Source organism: Achromobacter aloeverae (assembly GCF_004121055.1).
GTDB classification, from domain to species: Bacteria; Pseudomonadota; Gammaproteobacteria; order Burkholderiales; family Burkholderiaceae_B; genus Bordetella_C; species Bordetella_C aloeverae.
In genome coordinates this window covers 1,518,794-1,533,896 of record NZ_PYAL01000001.1, presented here as the reverse complement: position 1 = coordinate 1,533,896, position 15,103 = coordinate 1,518,794, and the positions used below count along the sequence as shown (strand labels likewise).

At 67.1% G+C, this 15,103-nt stretch carries 14 protein-coding genes; 10 read left to right on the top strand and 4 right to left on the bottom strand.

All coding sequences use genetic code 11. The features are described 5' to 3' along the window. Nucleotides 1-76: 76 nt before the first annotated feature. The 3 genes from C7R54_RS06685 to C7R54_RS06675 all read right to left on the bottom strand — a co-directional run bounded on the left by C7R54_RS06685 (nt 77) and on the right by C7R54_RS06675 (nt 4,909). Nucleotides 77-1,786, bottom strand: a complete 1,710-nt coding sequence (locus tag C7R54_RS06685; protein WP_129149329.1) for a hydantoinase B/oxoprolinase family protein — start codon at nt 1,784-1,786, stop codon at nt 77-79. A gap of 22 nt (nt 1,787-1,808) precedes the next feature. Beyond that, nucleotides 1,809-3,848: a hydantoinase/oxoprolinase family protein gene (locus C7R54_RS06680; protein ID WP_129149328.1), complete on the bottom strand. Its 2,040-nt coding sequence runs from the start codon at nt 3,846-3,848 to the stop codon at nt 1,809-1,811. Between the two features lie 164 nt (nt 3,849-4,012). Next, a complete protein-coding gene (locus tag C7R54_RS06675) occupies nt 4,013-4,909 on the bottom strand; it encodes a MurR/RpiR family transcriptional regulator (RefSeq protein ID WP_129149327.1) in 897 nt (298 codons plus the stop codon). A gap of 127 nt (nt 4,910-5,036) precedes the next feature. Between C7R54_RS06675 and C7R54_RS06670 the strand changes: the two genes are divergently transcribed. The 3 genes from C7R54_RS06670 to C7R54_RS06660 all read left to right on the top strand — a co-directional run bounded on the left by C7R54_RS06670 (nt 5,037) and on the right by C7R54_RS06660 (nt 6,912). Beyond that, nucleotides 5,037-5,804: a COG4280 domain-containing protein gene (locus C7R54_RS06670; RefSeq protein WP_129149326.1), complete on the top strand. Its 768-nt coding sequence runs from the start codon at nt 5,037-5,039 to the stop codon at nt 5,802-5,804. Continuing rightward, the gene (locus C7R54_RS06665) at nt 5,792-6,010 is read left to right on the top strand and encodes a hypothetical protein (RefSeq protein ID WP_129149325.1); all 219 of its coding nucleotides are present in this window, start codon (nt 5,792-5,794) and stop codon (nt 6,008-6,010) included. Before C7R54_RS06670 ends, C7R54_RS06665 begins: the two co-directional genes overlap by 13 nt. 143 nt (nt 6,011-6,153) lie before the next feature. Then, a complete protein-coding gene (locus C7R54_RS06660; RefSeq protein ID WP_129149324.1) occupies nt 6,154-6,912 on the top strand; it encodes a COG4705 family protein in 759 nt (252 codons plus the stop codon). 25 nt (nt 6,913-6,937) lie between these two features. Here C7R54_RS06660 and gorA read toward each other — a convergent pair whose 3' ends face one another. After that, nucleotides 6,938-8,287: a glutathione-disulfide reductase gene (gene gorA, locus C7R54_RS06655; RefSeq protein WP_129149323.1), complete on the bottom strand. Its 1,350-nt coding sequence runs from the start codon at nt 8,285-8,287 to the stop codon at nt 6,938-6,940. Between the two features lie 396 nt (nt 8,288-8,683). Between gorA and C7R54_RS06645 the strand changes: the two genes are divergently transcribed. From C7R54_RS06645 to C7R54_RS06615, 7 genes are all read left to right on the top strand, one after another. Further along, complete coding sequence (locus C7R54_RS06645) at nt 8,684-9,382, top strand: fumarylacetoacetate hydrolase family protein (protein ID WP_129149321.1); 699 nt, start codon at nt 8,684-8,686, stop codon at nt 9,380-9,382. After that, nucleotides 9,379-10,176 (top strand): fumarylacetoacetate hydrolase family protein, encoded by a 798-nt coding sequence (locus C7R54_RS06640; protein WP_129149320.1) that lies wholly within the window; start codon nt 9,379-9,381, stop codon nt 10,174-10,176. The genes C7R54_RS06645 and C7R54_RS06640 overlap by 4 nt, the downstream gene beginning before the upstream one ends. Nucleotides 10,177-10,268: 92 nt before the next feature. After that, entirely contained in the window at nt 10,269-11,726 is a 1,458-nt protein-coding gene (gene hpaE, locus C7R54_RS06635) for a 5-carboxymethyl-2-hydroxymuconate semialdehyde dehydrogenase (protein WP_129149319.1), read from the top strand. A gap of 134 nt (nt 11,727-11,860) precedes the next feature. Next, nucleotides 11,861-12,835 carry a tripartite tricarboxylate transporter substrate binding protein gene (locus C7R54_RS06630; protein WP_129149318.1) on the top strand — a complete coding sequence of 325 codons (975 nt, stop codon included), beginning with the start codon at nt 11,861-11,863 and terminating at the stop codon, nt 12,833-12,835. Nucleotides 12,836-12,870: 35 nt separating this feature from the next. After that, nucleotides 12,871-13,305: a 5-carboxymethyl-2-hydroxymuconate Delta-isomerase gene (locus C7R54_RS06625; RefSeq protein WP_129149317.1), complete on the top strand. Its 435-nt coding sequence runs from the start codon at nt 12,871-12,873 to the stop codon at nt 13,303-13,305. A gap of 2 nt (nt 13,306-13,307) precedes the next feature. Next, entirely contained in the window at nt 13,308-14,141 is an 834-nt protein-coding gene (hpaH, locus tag C7R54_RS06620; RefSeq protein WP_129149316.1) for a 2-oxo-hept-4-ene-1,7-dioate hydratase, read from the top strand. Between the two features lie 55 nt (nt 14,142-14,196). Next, nucleotides 14,197-15,015: an aldolase/citrate lyase family protein gene (locus tag C7R54_RS06615; protein ID WP_129149315.1), complete on the top strand. Its 819-nt coding sequence runs from the start codon at nt 14,197-14,199 to the stop codon at nt 15,013-15,015. Nucleotides 15,016-15,103: the final 88 nt, after the last annotated feature.

The following is a 15,103-nucleotide window of genomic DNA, read 5'->3' as shown; positions in this document are numbered from 1 at the left end:
CCAGACCCTGGCCACGCTGGTCACGCTGGCGGCGCCTGCGCCATGCGCGCCGGCCGGGACGGTTGTCCGTCGGCCATCAGCGTGCGACCTCGCGCCATTGCTCCGGATAGTGTTCACGCGCCCATTCCGGGGAGATCACCTGGTCGGCAAGGTCATCCGCGACATCGGCGCCGCTACGCTGCGCAGGGGCGCCCAGGCCACCGCCGCCCGACGTCTCCATGCGTATGCTTTGTCCCGCCCGCAGGGTGATTGCCGCCGGCTTGGAAGGCAGCGCGCGCACGGTGCCTTCGGGCTCACGCAGTTCCAGTCTTGCCCGGCCCCCCGGGCCCGCGCCCAGGGCGCCCGAAGCCTCGCCGACCGTATGTGAGTCGGCCCGGGCCGTGAACACGATGCCGTCCACCAGGCTGCGTATCTGTCGCGCCAGGCCCATGCCGCCGCGCCGTCGTCCGGCGCCGCCCGAGTCCTGCACGTAGGCGTATTCATCGACGCGCAGGGGGTATTCGTTCTCCAGCGCTTCCACGGGCAGGTTCGAGGAATTGGTCATGTGGACGTGGATGCCGTCCATGCCGTCCGCATCGGCCGTCGCGCCCGAGCCGCCGCCGATGGACTCCAGGTAGACGAATTCACCCGCCCGGCCGCGGTTGGCGCCGGAAAACACGATGGCGGGGCAGACGTCGTTGCCTGCTCCCATGACGCGCTCGTCGGGCAGCACGCCACGGAAGGCGCCGAAGATGGCGCCGGCCACCTTCTGCGCGGTCAAGGACCGGGCGCCCACGGCGGCGGGAGGCGCCGGATTGACGATGCTGCCCGGCGGCAGGCGGATTTCCAGGGGTTCGATCAGTCCTTCGTTGGCGGCCAGCGCCGGATCGAGCAGGGACTTGACCGAATAGTAGACGCAGGCATTCAAGGCGTTCACCGGCAGGTTCATGGCGCCGCGCGCCTGTGCGCCGGTGCCGGTGAAGTCGAAGACCAGCCGGTCGCGCTCCACCGTCACGGAAACGCGCACCGGCACCGGGGCGCCGTCGCCCAGGCCGTCGTCGTCGAGCCAGTTTTCGAATGCGTAGGTGCCTTGCTTCAGCGCGGCGATGCGCATGCGCAGGCGGTTGCGGGTGTAGACGATGACGTCATCCACCGCGCGCAGCGTCTTCTCCAGGCCCATTTGCCCGATCAACCCGCGCACGGCCGCCGCGCCGCGCGCATTCGTGGCGATCTGCACCTTCAGGTCCAGCATGCGCTCTTCTGGGTCCCGCGTATTGTTCGCGATGAGATACAGCAGGTCTTCGTCCAGCACGCCTTCGCGCACGATACGGATGACCGGCAGGCGCAGGCCTTCCGCGAAGACGGATCGGAGATTGCCGGCGATCGACCCGGCGACGACGCCGCCGAAGTCGGAATGATGGCCTACATTGGCGGCGAAGAACGCCAGGCTGCCGTCATGGAAGATCGGCGTGACCAGGTTGACGTCCGGCAGGTGGCTGCCGGCGGCCAGGTAGGGGTCGTTGCAGATGTATGCGTCGCCCTCGCGGATGCCGTCCTGGCCATAACGTGCCAGCACGGTCTTCACGGCGCCATTGAGCGAACCCAGGTGCAGCGGGATTTGCGTGCCCTGGACCACCAGGCGCCCACGCGCGTCGAACAGGGCCACCGAGCAGTCCTTGCGCTCCTTGATATTGGTCGAAAACGAGGAACGCACCAGCGTATTGTTCATGTCCTCGGTGATCGACTGCAGCCGGTTGTTGAAGACCTCCATTTCGATGGGGTCGTGTACGGTTTCCGTCTGGTTCATGCCTAGCCCTTGCGGTGATGGTTCAATCGAGATTGATGATGAGGTTGCCGTAGGCATCCACCGTCATGTCGTGCCCGGGTTCGAGCACCGTGGTGGAGCTCATTTCCTCGATGACGGCCGGACCGGCGATGCGTACGCCTGGCGCCAGGCTGGCGCGGTGGTAGACCGGCGAGGGCAGCCAGCCATGGCCGTCTCCGAACCAGATGTCGCGTTCGCCGCGCGGCTGGTTGTCCCCGGTCGAGTCCAGCGGCGCCAGGGGCGCCTTGGCGATGGCGCCGATGGCCTTCATGCGGCAGTTGATGATTTCGATGGGGCGCGACGGCACGTCGTAGCCATATTCCTTGCGATGCGCTTCATGGAAGTCGGCCGCGAACCGGACGAGGGCGGCCGCATCCAGCGGCCCTTCGACGGGCACCGCAACCTCGAAGTTCTGCCCGACGTAGCGAGCGTCGATCTGGCTCTGGTAGCGTCGTTGGGCGACCGGCACCTGTTCGTCGTCCAGCCAGCGGTCGGCGTCGGCGCGCAGCGCATCGAAGCGGCCCCGCACGCGCGTCCAGGCATCGTCGTCCAGCAGCGAGATGTCGCTGGCGACGAAGTCGAAGGAAATGTCCGTCAACAGGATGCCGCGCGCGCACATGGTGCCCGGCTCGCGCGGCACGATGACCGTCGGGATGCCGCATTCGCGCGCCACGCCCAGCGCGTGCAGGGGGCCCGCGCCGCCGAAGGCGATCAGCGCGAAGCTGGACAGGTCGTAGCCGCGCTCGGTGGACACGGCCCGGATGGCCCGGCTCATGTTGGCATTGGCGATGCGGATGATGCCTTCGGCGGCCGCCTCCAGGCCGAGGCCCAGCTTGTCGGCGACCTCCGCGCGCAGGGCTTGCTTGGCGGCGTCGGCATGGATGGGCATCTTGCCGTCCAGCACGGCGACCGGGTTCAGGCGGTGCAGGGAAATCTGCGCGTCCGTGATGGTCGGCTGGCGGCCGCCCCGGCCGTAGCCCACCGGACCGGGCGCCGCGCCGGCGCTTTCGGGCCCGACCTTCAGCGACCCGGCATCGTCCATGCGGGTGAGGCTGCCGCCTCCGGCGCCGATGACGTGGATGTCGACCATGGGCGTCTTCACCGGATAGCCCGCTACGTTGCGGCTGGCGCTGAACATGGCCTGGCCGTCGGCGATCAGCGACACGTCGGTGCTGGTGCCGCCGACGTCGAACGTCACCAGGTTGGGATAGCCGATGACGCGGCCCAGCGCCGCCGCGCCGATCACGCCGGCGGCGGGGCCCGACAGGCAGGTCTTGACGGGAAAGCGGCGTACCGCCTCCACCGACATCAGTCCGCCGTTGGAATGAATGGTGTAGGGATCCTGGCGGACGCCGGCATCCTTCACCCGGGCCACGAAATTGGCCAGGTAGTTCTCCATGCGAGGTCCCACTTTCGCATTGAGCACCGTGGTGGAGAACCGTTCGTACTCGCGGAACTCCGGCAGTACTTCGCTGGACAGGCAGATGTAGGCGTCGGGCAGGATCTCCCGCACGATCTCGCGGGTGCGCTGCTCGTGCGCCGGATTGCGATAGGAATGCAGATAGCAGATGGCGATGGCTTCCACGCCGTCGGCCTTCAGCGCCTCGGCGGCGAGGCGCACGTCGTCCTCGTTCAGCGGTTCAAGGATGGCGCCGGATGCCTCGACGCGCTCGCGCACTTCCTTGCGCCAGCGGCGCGGCGCCAGGGCCTGGGGCTTGCGTACGCCATAGTCGAAATTGTGCGGACGGGTCTGGCGTCCGATATCCAGGATGTCTCGAAATCCGCGGGTGGTGATCAACGCGCAGCGCGCGCCCTTGCGCTCGATGACCAGGTTGGTGGCGACGGTGGTGCCGTGTCCGATGTGACGGATGGCGGCGGGGTCCAGGCCGTGTTCCGTCATCAGCTCGGTCACGCCGCGATGGATCGCCTCGGAGGGGTCATGCGGCGTGGACGGCACCTTGTGGAAGATGGTGCCGCCGCTTTCGCCGTGCACCAGCACCAGATCCGTAAACGTACCGCCCACATCCACGCCTATTCTGTACATGATCGCTTCCGCGAGATTGAAGATGCGGAAATGATAGGAAGCGGGGAGGCGGGCCGCCAGATGAGTCGGTTCTATGGCGCTATATAGTGCGGGTTATGGCCTGTACAGGTTTGCCCTTGTCTCCTGGCGTTGTTTGCCGATGCCGGTCCGCGCACCGCCGTCGGTTATCCGACCTTCGGCCGGCCGAGCCGCAAGTCCGACAGCGGCGCGTTGGCGGACATCGCCACCCGCAGCGTGTCCAGGCGTTCCAGGCTGTCCAGGATGCGCGGCGCGTCCTGGGTGGCCAGGCCCACGAGCAGCATTTCCAGCAGGGCCAGCGTGGCGGTGTGCAGGCTGAGAAAGTCCGCCTTGCCGCGCGGCACCGGCAGCACCAGGTCGACGCGGGCCGCCAGCTGGTCCTTCAGCGTGTCCGTGACGAGGATGACCGGCAGTTGGCGGCGCCGCGCTTCGGACAGCAGGACGTCCAGTTCGGCATACACGCGGTCGTAGGCCAGCACGACCAGCAGGTCGCCGGCGCGCAGGCCGTGCAGCTCGTCGGCGAACAGCAGGCCTGTTTTTTCCAGGCACAGGCACGCGTACCCGAAGCGATTGAGCTGCACCGAAAAATAGCGGGCCACGGCGTTCGACGGACCCAGGCCGAAGATCACCACGCGGCTGGCCTGGCGCAGCCTGGCGACGGCGTCGCGGAAATCCGGAAGCTTGATGGCCTGCCGCAGGCTTGCCAGGGCCTCGGTCTGGATGCGCAGCGTCCTGTCGAAGGCTGTCTCGATATCGTGCCCTATCTGTTCGACGGTCTGGGTCAACCGGCGCGGCAGCGTATGCCGCGCCCTGAGCTCCTGGGCCAGCCCCTGGCGCAAGGCGTCCAGGCCGGCATAGCCCAGCGCCTGGGTCGTGCGCACGACGGTGGCGTCGCTGGTGTGGGTGCGCCGCGCCAGCGCAGCGGCGGAGTTGACCATGACCTCCTCCCTGTGTTCCTGGAAAAAACGCGCGACCCGCTGTTCGGCGGGACTCAGCCGCGCCAGCCTGGCGGCGACCCGTTCGTCCAGCGTTGCCTTGGCCATGGTGTTTTTCCTGTCTTTTCCGGCGGATCGGCCCGGGGTGTTCGGTACGGAGTCGGACTTGTAGTGAGTACTACGGGAATTGGACACTAAAGTAGTGCTCATTACAAACCCGCATCGGTGCCTGCACATGCACTTCATCTCCTGGAGCGTAGCCGCCCCTGCCGTCGCCTCGGCGTTCCTGGCCTCGGTGGTCGAGGTGGTCGAAGCGTTCACCATCATCCTGGTCGTCGCCACCTTGCGCGGCTGGCGCGCCGCCATCCTGGGGACCGTGGCCGCGCTAGGCGTGCTGGCCGTCCTGGTCCTTGCGCTGGGGCCCGTATTCGACCAGTTGCCCTTGCACATCCTGCAATTGGTCATCGGGGTGTTGCTGTTGCTGTTCGGGCTGGGCTGGCTGCGCAAGGCCGTGTTGCGCAGCGCCGGCGTGATACCCATGCATGACGAGGACGCGATCTTCGCCACCGCGCGGGCGCAGCTCAGTGCCGAGGCGTTGCGGCAGCAGCAACGGTCGCAGGACTGGTTGGCCGGCCTGGCCGTCTTCAAGGCGGTCCTGCTGGAAGGGCTGGAGGTGGCCTTCATCATCCTGGCGGTGGGCGCCGGCAGGGGGCTGTTGTTTCCCGCCGCGCTGGGCGCGCTGGGGGCCTGCGCGGCGGTGCTGATCGTCGGCGCCATCGCTCACAAGCCGCTGTCGCGGGTGCCGGAGAACAAGCTCAAGTTCGCGGTGGGCGTCATGCTGTCCTCGTTCGGCGTCTTCTGGACGGGTGAAGGGTTGGGCGTGGCGTGGCCGGGCGCGGACCTTGCCCTGCTCGTCTTCGCCGCCGTGTTCCTGGCTACCGGGCTGGCGACCGCGCGCTTCGTGCGCAATGCAATGGCAAGGAGCAAGCAATGCGTGTCCTGATAGACGTGCTCAAGGAATTGGTCGGCATGTTCGTCGCCGACATCGGCTTGACCGTGGCCGTGCTGGTCCTGGTCGAGGCGGTCGCGGCCATGTCGCGTTTCGATGTTCCGCCCCTCTGGCGGGGCGCCGTCCTGCTCGGCGGTTGCCTGGTGATCCTGGTGGAGGCCGTGACGCGGATGGCGCGGGCGCAACGCAAGGGAAAATGACCGCGGAAGGTGGGGGTGGGAGGAAGGGTGCCGGCTTGGAAGAGCAGGTGGGCGTGCCCCTCGATGAATGCGCCGCTCGATGAAAATTCGACATCTGGCTCCCGATAATGGGGTCTTGCCGATTTTTCCGAGAGAGCAGACCGATGAAGCCTTATCATCATGCTGCGCCCATCAAGGTTCCCGAGGTCACGCTGGGTTTCTGGCTGATCAAGATCGCGGCCACGACCTTGGGCGAGACCGGCGGCGACGCGGTGTCGATGTCCATGAACCTGGGCTACGCCGTCAGCACCGGCATCTTCGCGGTGTTCTTCCTCGCAGCCGTGTTCGCCCAGGTCCGCGCCAGGACCTTCCGTCCCTTCCTCTACTGGCTGACGATCATCGCCACGACGACCGTCGGCACGACCATGGCCGACTTCGTCGACCGGTCCCTGGGCGTCGGTTATGCCGGCGGGGCCAGCCTGCTGCTCGCGCTGGTGCTGATTTCCTTGTACGCCTGGTACCGGTCCGAGGGATCGGTATCGATACGGACCGTGGATACGCCTCGCGTGGAGGCCTTCTACTGGATGACCATCATGTTCTCCCAGACCCTGGGCACGGCGCTGGGTGACTGGACCGCCGATACGGGGTCGCTGGGCTACTCCGGCGCGGCGCTGGTGTTCGGCGCCCTGTTGCTGGCCATCGCGCTCCTGTACTACGGCACGTCGGTGTCGCGCACCCTGCTGTTCTGGGCCGCGTTCATCCTGACCCGGCCACTGGGGGCGGCGGTGGGCGACTTCCTGGACAAGCCGCTGGCCGCCGGGGGCCTGGCGCTCAGCCGCTACGCCGCCACGGGCGTGCTGCTGGCGCTGATCGTGGCGATGATATTGATGTTCCGGCAGCGAGCGGCGCGGACGGCGCACTGACGCGCGCCGCCTGCCTTGCGGGGCGTCAGCGCATCGTGACGAACTCTTCCGCCGCCGTGGGGTGGATGGCCACGGTGTTGTCGAAGTCCTTCTTGGTGGCGCCCATCTTGAGCGCCACCGCGAAGCCTTGCAGGATTTCGTCCATGCCGTAGCCGATGCCGTGGATGCCGACGATGCGTTCCTCCGGCCCCGCGCAGACCAGCTTCATCCGCGCCGGCTGCCGATGCCGGGTGACGGCCGTGTACATGGCGGTGAACCCTGACTGGTAGATCTTGACCTGGTCGTCGCCATGGCGTGCGCGGGCCTGCGGTTCGGTCAGGCCCACGGTGCCGATGGGCGGGTGGCTGAATACCACCGTTGGGACGTTCTCATAGTCCAGGTGTTCGTCCGGCTTGTTGTTGAACAGGCGTTCCGACAGGCGCCGGCCGGCGGCCACGGCCACGGGCGTCAGCTCGATCTTGCCGGTGACGTCGCCCAGGGCATGGACGTTGGGGACGTTGGTGCGCTCGTACTTGTCCGATTCGATATAGCCGCGCGCGTCGACGCGCACGCCCGCCGCTTCCAGGTTCAGGCCGCTGGTGTCGGGAACGCGGCCTATGGCCCAGACGACGCAGTCCACCACGTGCATTTCGCCGTTGTCCAGCTGCAGCGTCAGGCTGCCGTCGGCGTTCTTGACGACGGCCTTGGGCACCGACCGGCGATGCACCGTGGGACCTTCGGCGTCCATCACTTGCATCAAGGTGTCCCGCAACATGGGATCGAAATTGCGCAAAGCGGAATCCTGGCGCACGAACAGGTGGGTTTTCGATCCCAAGGCGTGCATGACGCCCGCGATTTCGACCGCGATGTAGCCGGCGCCCACCACGGCGGTGCGAGCGGGCAGGGCGGGCAGGTCGAAGAAGCCGTCGGAATCGATGCCCAGTTCGGCGCCAGGGATATCCGGCCATGCCGGCTGCGTGCCGGTGGCGATCAGGATATGGTCGGCGGTGAACCGTTCGCCATTGACTTCGATGGTGCGCGCGTCGATGAAGCGGCCATGGCCGCGGATGACATCCACCTTGTTGCGGTCGAGGCCGGTCTCGTAGGACGCATGGATGCGGTGGATATAGGCGCTGCGGTTTTCGATCAGGCGGGCCCAGTCGAAGCGTTCCACCTTGGCTTCATAGCCATAGTCGGGCCCGTAGCGATGGATGGCCTCGGCGATCTGCGCCGCATGCCACATTACCTTCTTGGGCACGCAGCCGACATTGACGCACGTGCCGCCCAGCTCCTTCGCTTCGATCAGCGCGCATTTCCTGCCGTACATCGCCGCCCGGTTGACCGACGCGATGCCGCCGCTGCCACCGCCGATGGCGATGTAGTCATAGTGCTTCATCGATAGACACCTTGTATGTATGGTTTTTCCGCGGCCAAGCGATTGCTCGCGCCTGGCCATGACCAGGGCGAGTATCGCATCCCCGGTCCGGCCAGCCCCTGAAAACGGCCCCGCGCGTGGGGTCACAGCCCGCGTCGTAGCCGGATCGCCAGGCTCATCCCGGCACCACCGCCGGCGGCAAGCGGCAAGCGGCAGGGCGCGGGGCGCGGGGCGGGCAGGACAGGACAGGACAGGACAGGACAGGACAGGACAGGACAGGACAGGACAGGGGCAGGGGTGAACAGAGGGGGCTAAGGGGGGCGCAGCCTCCCAAAAAACCCGACGGCCCGTCGGAAAAATATTTGACGAACATAGTTCTCCAGTTAATAATTGCCAAGTTAACTAAAAGAACATCCCATGAGACAAAATACTTTCCTCCTCGACGACGGCCTGCCACTGGGCACGGTCTACGGCGTGCTCCTCAATGACCGCGCCACGGTGCAACGCCTGGCCCCCCAATTCGACAGTCCCCCTTACAAGGCGCCGCCCAAGGCACCCGTGCTCTATATCAAGCCGCGCAACACGCATGCGGCGGATGGCGCCGCGGTCGCCGTGCCCGCCGAGCCCGGCGAAGTGAGGCTGGACGCCACGCTGGGCCTGGTGATCGGCGCGCGGGCCACGCGCGTCAGTGCCGAACAGGCCTGGTCCCACGTAGCCGGCTACGTCCTGGTCAGCGACGTCACCCTGCCGCACGAAAACTACTACCGCCCGGCAATACGCCAGCGCTGTCGCGATGGCTTCTGCCCCATCGGGCGCCTGGTCAAGCCGGCGCCGGGATTCGATCCCGCGCAGGCCACGCTGGGGATCGCCATCAATGGCCAGCCGGCCTACCAGCGCGGCTTCGCCGACCTGGTGCGCCCCGCTGCCCAACTGCTGGCGGACGTGACCGCCTACATGACGCTGGACCGCGGCGATGTCCTGCTGCTGGGCCCCGGCGAGGGCTCGCCGCTGGCCCGTCCCGGGGACAGCGTGGAAATCACGGTGCCGGGCCTGGGCCGCCTGGCGCATCGCATTGAACTCGAAGCCGGCGCGTCCCGGGCAGGAGCACAGGCATGAAGCACGGGCGCGTCGTTTTTGAAGACCGCACCCTGGATGTCACGGAAGGCCAAGGCGGCAAGGTGCGCCTGCCCGATGGTCGCGAGGTCGCGGAAACCGAAGTGCAATGGCTACCGCCGATGGCGTTCGGCACGATTTTCGTGCTGGGCTTGAACTACGCCGACCACGCCAAGGAGATCGCCTTCAACAAGGCGCCCGAGGAACCCCTGGTCTTCCTCAAGGGACCCAACGCCTTGCAAGGCCATCGTGGCGATACCTGGCGTCCGGCCGACGTCGGCTATATGCATTTCGAATGCGAACTGGCGGTGGTGATCGGCAAGACCTGCCGCAATGTCCCGCGCGAGCAGGCGTACGAGGTGGTGGCGGGCTATTGCACCGCCAACGATTACGCTATCCGCGACTACCTGGAAAACTTCTACCGGCCGAACCTGCGTGTGAAGAATCGCGACGGCGCCACACCCATCGGACCGTGGTTCGTGGACGCGGCCGACATTCCCGACCCCATGAACCTGCGCCTGCGCAGCTGGGTCAACGGCGAGTTGAAGCAGGACGGCAGCACGCGCGACATGGTGCACGATATCCCGGCCTTGATCGCCCACCTGTCCAGTTTCATGACCCTGAATCCCGGCGACGTGATCCTCACGGGCACGCCCGACGGCGTCGCGGATTCCAAGGTCGGCGACGAGATCGTCACCGAGGTCGAAGGCGTGGGCCGGCTGGTGAACTACATCGTTGGCGAGCCGCTGGCCAGTATTCCGCTGAACGGTTCAACCGTTGAACCGTTGAACCGTTGAACCGCTCATAGGCCGGACGGCACCGCGTCCGAACGACCCTACCCCCGCGGCCGCGCGCGCCGGACTGGCGGCGCCCCGATTGGAGACTCTTCATGCGCATCGAACACCTGATCGACGGCAAGTCCGTTGGCGGCAAGACCTATTTCGAAACCATCAATCCCGCCACGCAGGAAGTGCTGGCCGAAGTGGCCGCCGGCGGCGAGGAGGAAGTCAATGCCGCCGTCGCCGCCGCCAAGGCTGCCTTTCCCAAGTGGGCCAATACGCCGGCCGCGGAACGGGCCAGGCTGGTGCGCAAGCTGGGCGACCTGATCGCCACGCATGCGCCCGATATCGCCCAGACCGAAACCAACGACTGCGGCCAGGTGATCGCGCAGACCGGCAAGCAGCTGGTGCCGCGCGCGGCCGATAACTTCTATTACTTCGCCGAGATGTGCACGCGCGTCGACGGGCACACGTATCCGACGCCCACGCACCTGAACTACACGCTGTTCCATCCGGTGGGCGTGTGCGCCCTGGTCTCGCCGTGGAACGTGCCCTTCATGACGGCAACGTGGAAGACCGCGCCCTGCCTGGCCTTCGGCAACACGGCCGTGCTGAAGATGAGCGAACTGTCGCCGCTGTCGGCCGCCCGCCTGGGCGAGCTGGCGCTGGAGGCCGGCATTCCCGCCGGCGTGTTCAACATCGTGCACGGCTACGGCAAGGACGCGGGCGAGCCGCTGGTGTCCCATCGCGACGTGCGCGCGGTTTCCTTCACCGGCTCGACGCTGACGGGCAATCGCATCGTGCAGGCCGCCGGCCTGAAGAAGTTCAGCATGGAGCTGGGCGGCAAGAGCCCGTTCGTGATCTTCGACGACGCCGATTTCGAGCGCGCCCTGGACGCGGCCGTCTTCATGATCTTCTCCAACAATGGCGAACGCTGCACGGCAGGCAGCCGCATTCTGGTGCAGAAGGGCATCTATGCCCGCTTCGTCGACCGCTTCGTCGAACGCGCCCGCAAGATCACCGTCGGCGATCCGCTGGACGAAAAGACCATCGTCGGGCCGATGATCAGCAAGAACCACCTGGCCAAGGTGCGGCACTACATCGAACTGGGCCGGAAGGAGGGCGCCAGCATGTTGTGCGGCGGCCTGGATGCGCCGGACCTGCCGTCGCGCGTGAAGGACGGCAACTATGTGGTGCCCACGGTGTTCGCCGACGTGGACAACCGCATGCGCATCGCCCAGGACGAAATCTTCGGGCCGGTCGCCTGCATCATCCCCTTCGAGGACGAGGCGCGGGCGATCCATATCGCCAACGATACGGAATATGGCCTGTCCAGCTATGTCTGGTCCGAGAATATCGGCCGGGCCCATCGCGTGGCCGCCGCGGTCGAGGCCGGGATGTGCTTCGTCAACAGCCAGAACGTGCGCGACCTGCGCCAGCCTTTCGGCGGCACCAAGGCTTCCGGCACGGGCCGGGAAGGGGGGACCTGGAGCTATGAAGTGTTCTGCGAACCCAAGAACATCGCGGTGTCGATGGGGGCGCACCACATTCCGCATTGGGGCGTGTAGGCGTCCGCACGCGCCCGCACGTGCCCACACGTGCCCGGTGCGCCAGCCAGCACCCATAAAAACCAAGCCGAAGCCGCCTGCCGGGGAACGCATCCCCCGACGGCGGATTGGCAAGAAAAGCAACGGAGACTTTCATGCTGCGTCGTCAATTCCTGCAAGCATCCGCCGCCGCCACGCTGATGGCGGCCACCGGCCTGGCCCGCGCCGCCGGCGGCAATTGGCCCGACAAGCCCGTCCGCATCGTCGTGCCCTTCCCGCCGGGCGGCACCACGGACATGGTCACGCGCCTGATCGCGACCGAGCTGGGCAAGCAGCTCAAGGTGCCGGTGATCGTGGAGAACAAGCCCGGCGCGGGCACGGTCATCGGCGCCGACTACGTGGCCAAGCAGCCCGGCGACGGCTACACCTTCGTGTGCGTGGCCAATAGCTTCACCGCCAACAAGACGCTGGTGAAGAACCTGCCTTACGACACCAAGCGCGACCTGCGTCCCGTGGCGCTCATGGGCCTGTCCGAACATGTGCTGGCGGCCCATCCGGACAGCGGTTTGAAGACGCTGGCCGACCTGAAGAAGCTTGCGCTGGAAAAACCCGGGTCGCTGACTTATGCGTCCTTCGGCAACGGCACGTCGGCGCATCTTTCCGGCGCCCTGCTGTCCCAGATGATGGGCGTGGAAATGGTGCATGTGCCCTACAAGGGCCAGGGCCCCGCGCTGACCGACCTGCTGGGCGGCCAGGTATCGATGATGTTCGGCAACTGGTCGGAATTCCGCGCCCATATCGAGCGGGGCAAGCTGGTGGCGCTGGGCATGGCCACGCTGCGGCGTTCGCGTTTCGCGCCCAATGTGCCGACGCTGGCGGAGCAGGGCGTCGCGCTGGAGTCGAACTCCTGGCAAGGCCTGCTGGCCCCGGCGGCCACCCCGGACGAGATCGTCCAGCGCGTCAACGACGAAGTCAACAAGGCGCTGGCCTCGCCGGGCGTGGTGGAGGTCTTCGCCAAGAGCGGCATCGTGGACAAGGCCGGTACGGTAGACCAGTTCGCCCGCTTCGTCGACAGCGAAATCGTCAAGTACGCGGACATCATCCAGCGCGCCAACATCACCCTGGGTTGAGCCCGGGACCCCTTTTATCGGAGCAGCCACCCGCCATGCCTCACGTCGTCATTCTCTACACCGGAAACCTGGAAGCGCGCGCCGATATCGGCGGGCTGTGCCGCAAGCTGGCCGACACCATGCTGACGATACGCGCCGAGGACGGCGCCCAGGTGTTTCCTACGGGCGGCACGCGCGTCCTTGCCTATCCCGCGCCGCATCACGCGGTTGCCGATGGCGGCGCGGCGGGCCGTGCCGCGGGCGGCGACGGCGACTACGGTTTCGTCTACATCAACCTGCGCATGGGGCGGGGGCGCTCGGATGCCGTGAAGCAGGCGGCGGGCGACGCCCTGCTCGCCTGCGCCAAGTCCTGCCTGGCCGCCTTGTTCGAGCAGGGCCATGTGGGCCTGACGGTGCAGGTCGACGAAAGTCCCAGCCAGGTCTACGACGGCAAGCACAGCACGCTCCATCCCCTTTTCGCGAAATCCTGACCATGTTTTCTGACGACCTTCTGAACCAGCTTGCCCGGGAACTGGACGCCAGCGAGAAATCGCGCGTGCAGGTCGAACATTTTTCCAAGCGCTATCCTGGCATGACCGTCGAGGACGGCTACCGCGTGGCGCGCGCGTGGGTGCGCATGCAGCTGGACGCCGGCCGCAAGGTGATCGGGCACAAGATCGGCCTGACCTCGCGCGCGATGCAGATGGCCAGCCAGATCGACGAGCCCGACTACGGCACCCTGCTGGATTCCATGCTCCATACGTGCGTGCCCGGCGCCGTGCTGGATATCCCGGCCGACCGCTACATCGCGCCGCGCGTGGAAGTGGAGCTGGCTTTCGTCCTGAAGACCCCGCTGCGCGGCCCCGGACTGCCGGGCGGCAAGACGTTGGCGATCGAGGACGTGCTGGCGGCCACGGACTACGTGAGGCCGGCGATCGAAATCATCGACGCGCGCATCGAGCAGTTCGACCGCCATACCAAGGCCATGCGCAAGGTCTACGACACGATCAGCGACAACGCGGCCAATGCCGGCGTGGTGCTCGGCGGCGAGCGCGTCGACCCCGCGACGCTGGGCCTGCCATGGTGCGGCGCCGTGCTGCGCCAGAACGGCGTGGTCGAGGAAACGGGCCTGGCGGCCGGCGTGCAGGGACACCCGGCGATCGGCGTGGCATGGCTGGCCAACAAGCTGGCGCCCTGGGGCGAGAGCCTGGCGCCCGGGCAGATCGTGCTGGCGGGTTCCTTCACCCGCCCGGTGGCGGCCCGGCGCGGCGACGTGTTCGAGGCCGACTATGGTCTCCTCGGCGTATTAAATTTCCGCTTCGTCTAGGCGCCGGTCCTGTGCTTGAATCACGGTTCCCGCGACCCATTATTTCGAGGTATCCATGCAGACTCCCGTAAACCGCTTCAAGGCCGCCATTGCCGCCGGCCAGCCGCAGATCGGCCTGTGGCTGGGGCTGGGCAGCCCTTACACCGCCGAGATCTGCGCGGCGGCCGGCTTCGACTGGTTGCTGATCGACGGCGAGCACGGCCCCAACGACACGTTGACGCTGCTGTCGCAATTGCAGGCCACCGCCGCCTATCCGGCCAGCCACCCGATCGCGCGCGTGCCCATGGGCCATGGCGAAGTGGGAGAGATGCTTATCAAGCAATACCTGGACCTGGGCGCGCAGACCTTGCTCGTGCCCATGGTCGACACGGCGGAGCAGGCGGCGCGCATCGTGCGTGCGGCGCGGTATCCGGAGGACGACGGCAAGGGTGGCATCCGCGGCATGGCCGGCGCGCGCGCTTCGGCCTGGGGCCGTCGCCGCGACTACTTCCAGGAAGCCAACGCGCAGGTCTGCGTGCTGGTGCAGGTGGAGACGCGCGAGGGCCTCGCCAACCTGGACGCCATCGCGGCGACGCCGGGCGTGGATGGCGTGTTCATCGGTCCGGCGGACCTGTCGGCGTCGATGGGGCATGTCGGCAACCCTGGCCATCCCGAGGTCCAGGCCGCCATCACGGACGGCATCGCCCGCATCCGCAAGGCCGGCAAGGCGCCCGGCATCCTGATGGCCAACGAGGCGACGGCGCGCAAATACCTGGAGCTCGGATGCCTGTTCGTGGCCGTGGGGCTGGATACCGGCTTGCTGGTGCAGGCCACCAGCGCGCTGGCTGAAAAATTCAAGGGCACGCAGCCGGTCGCCCCGGGCGCGGTGTATTGACGCGAGGCGGTCGTTCCTGGCGCACGGCTTCGCGCCGCCGCCCGCGCGACGGGCGCGACGGGGCGCCGAGGAAGGACGCATTCAATTG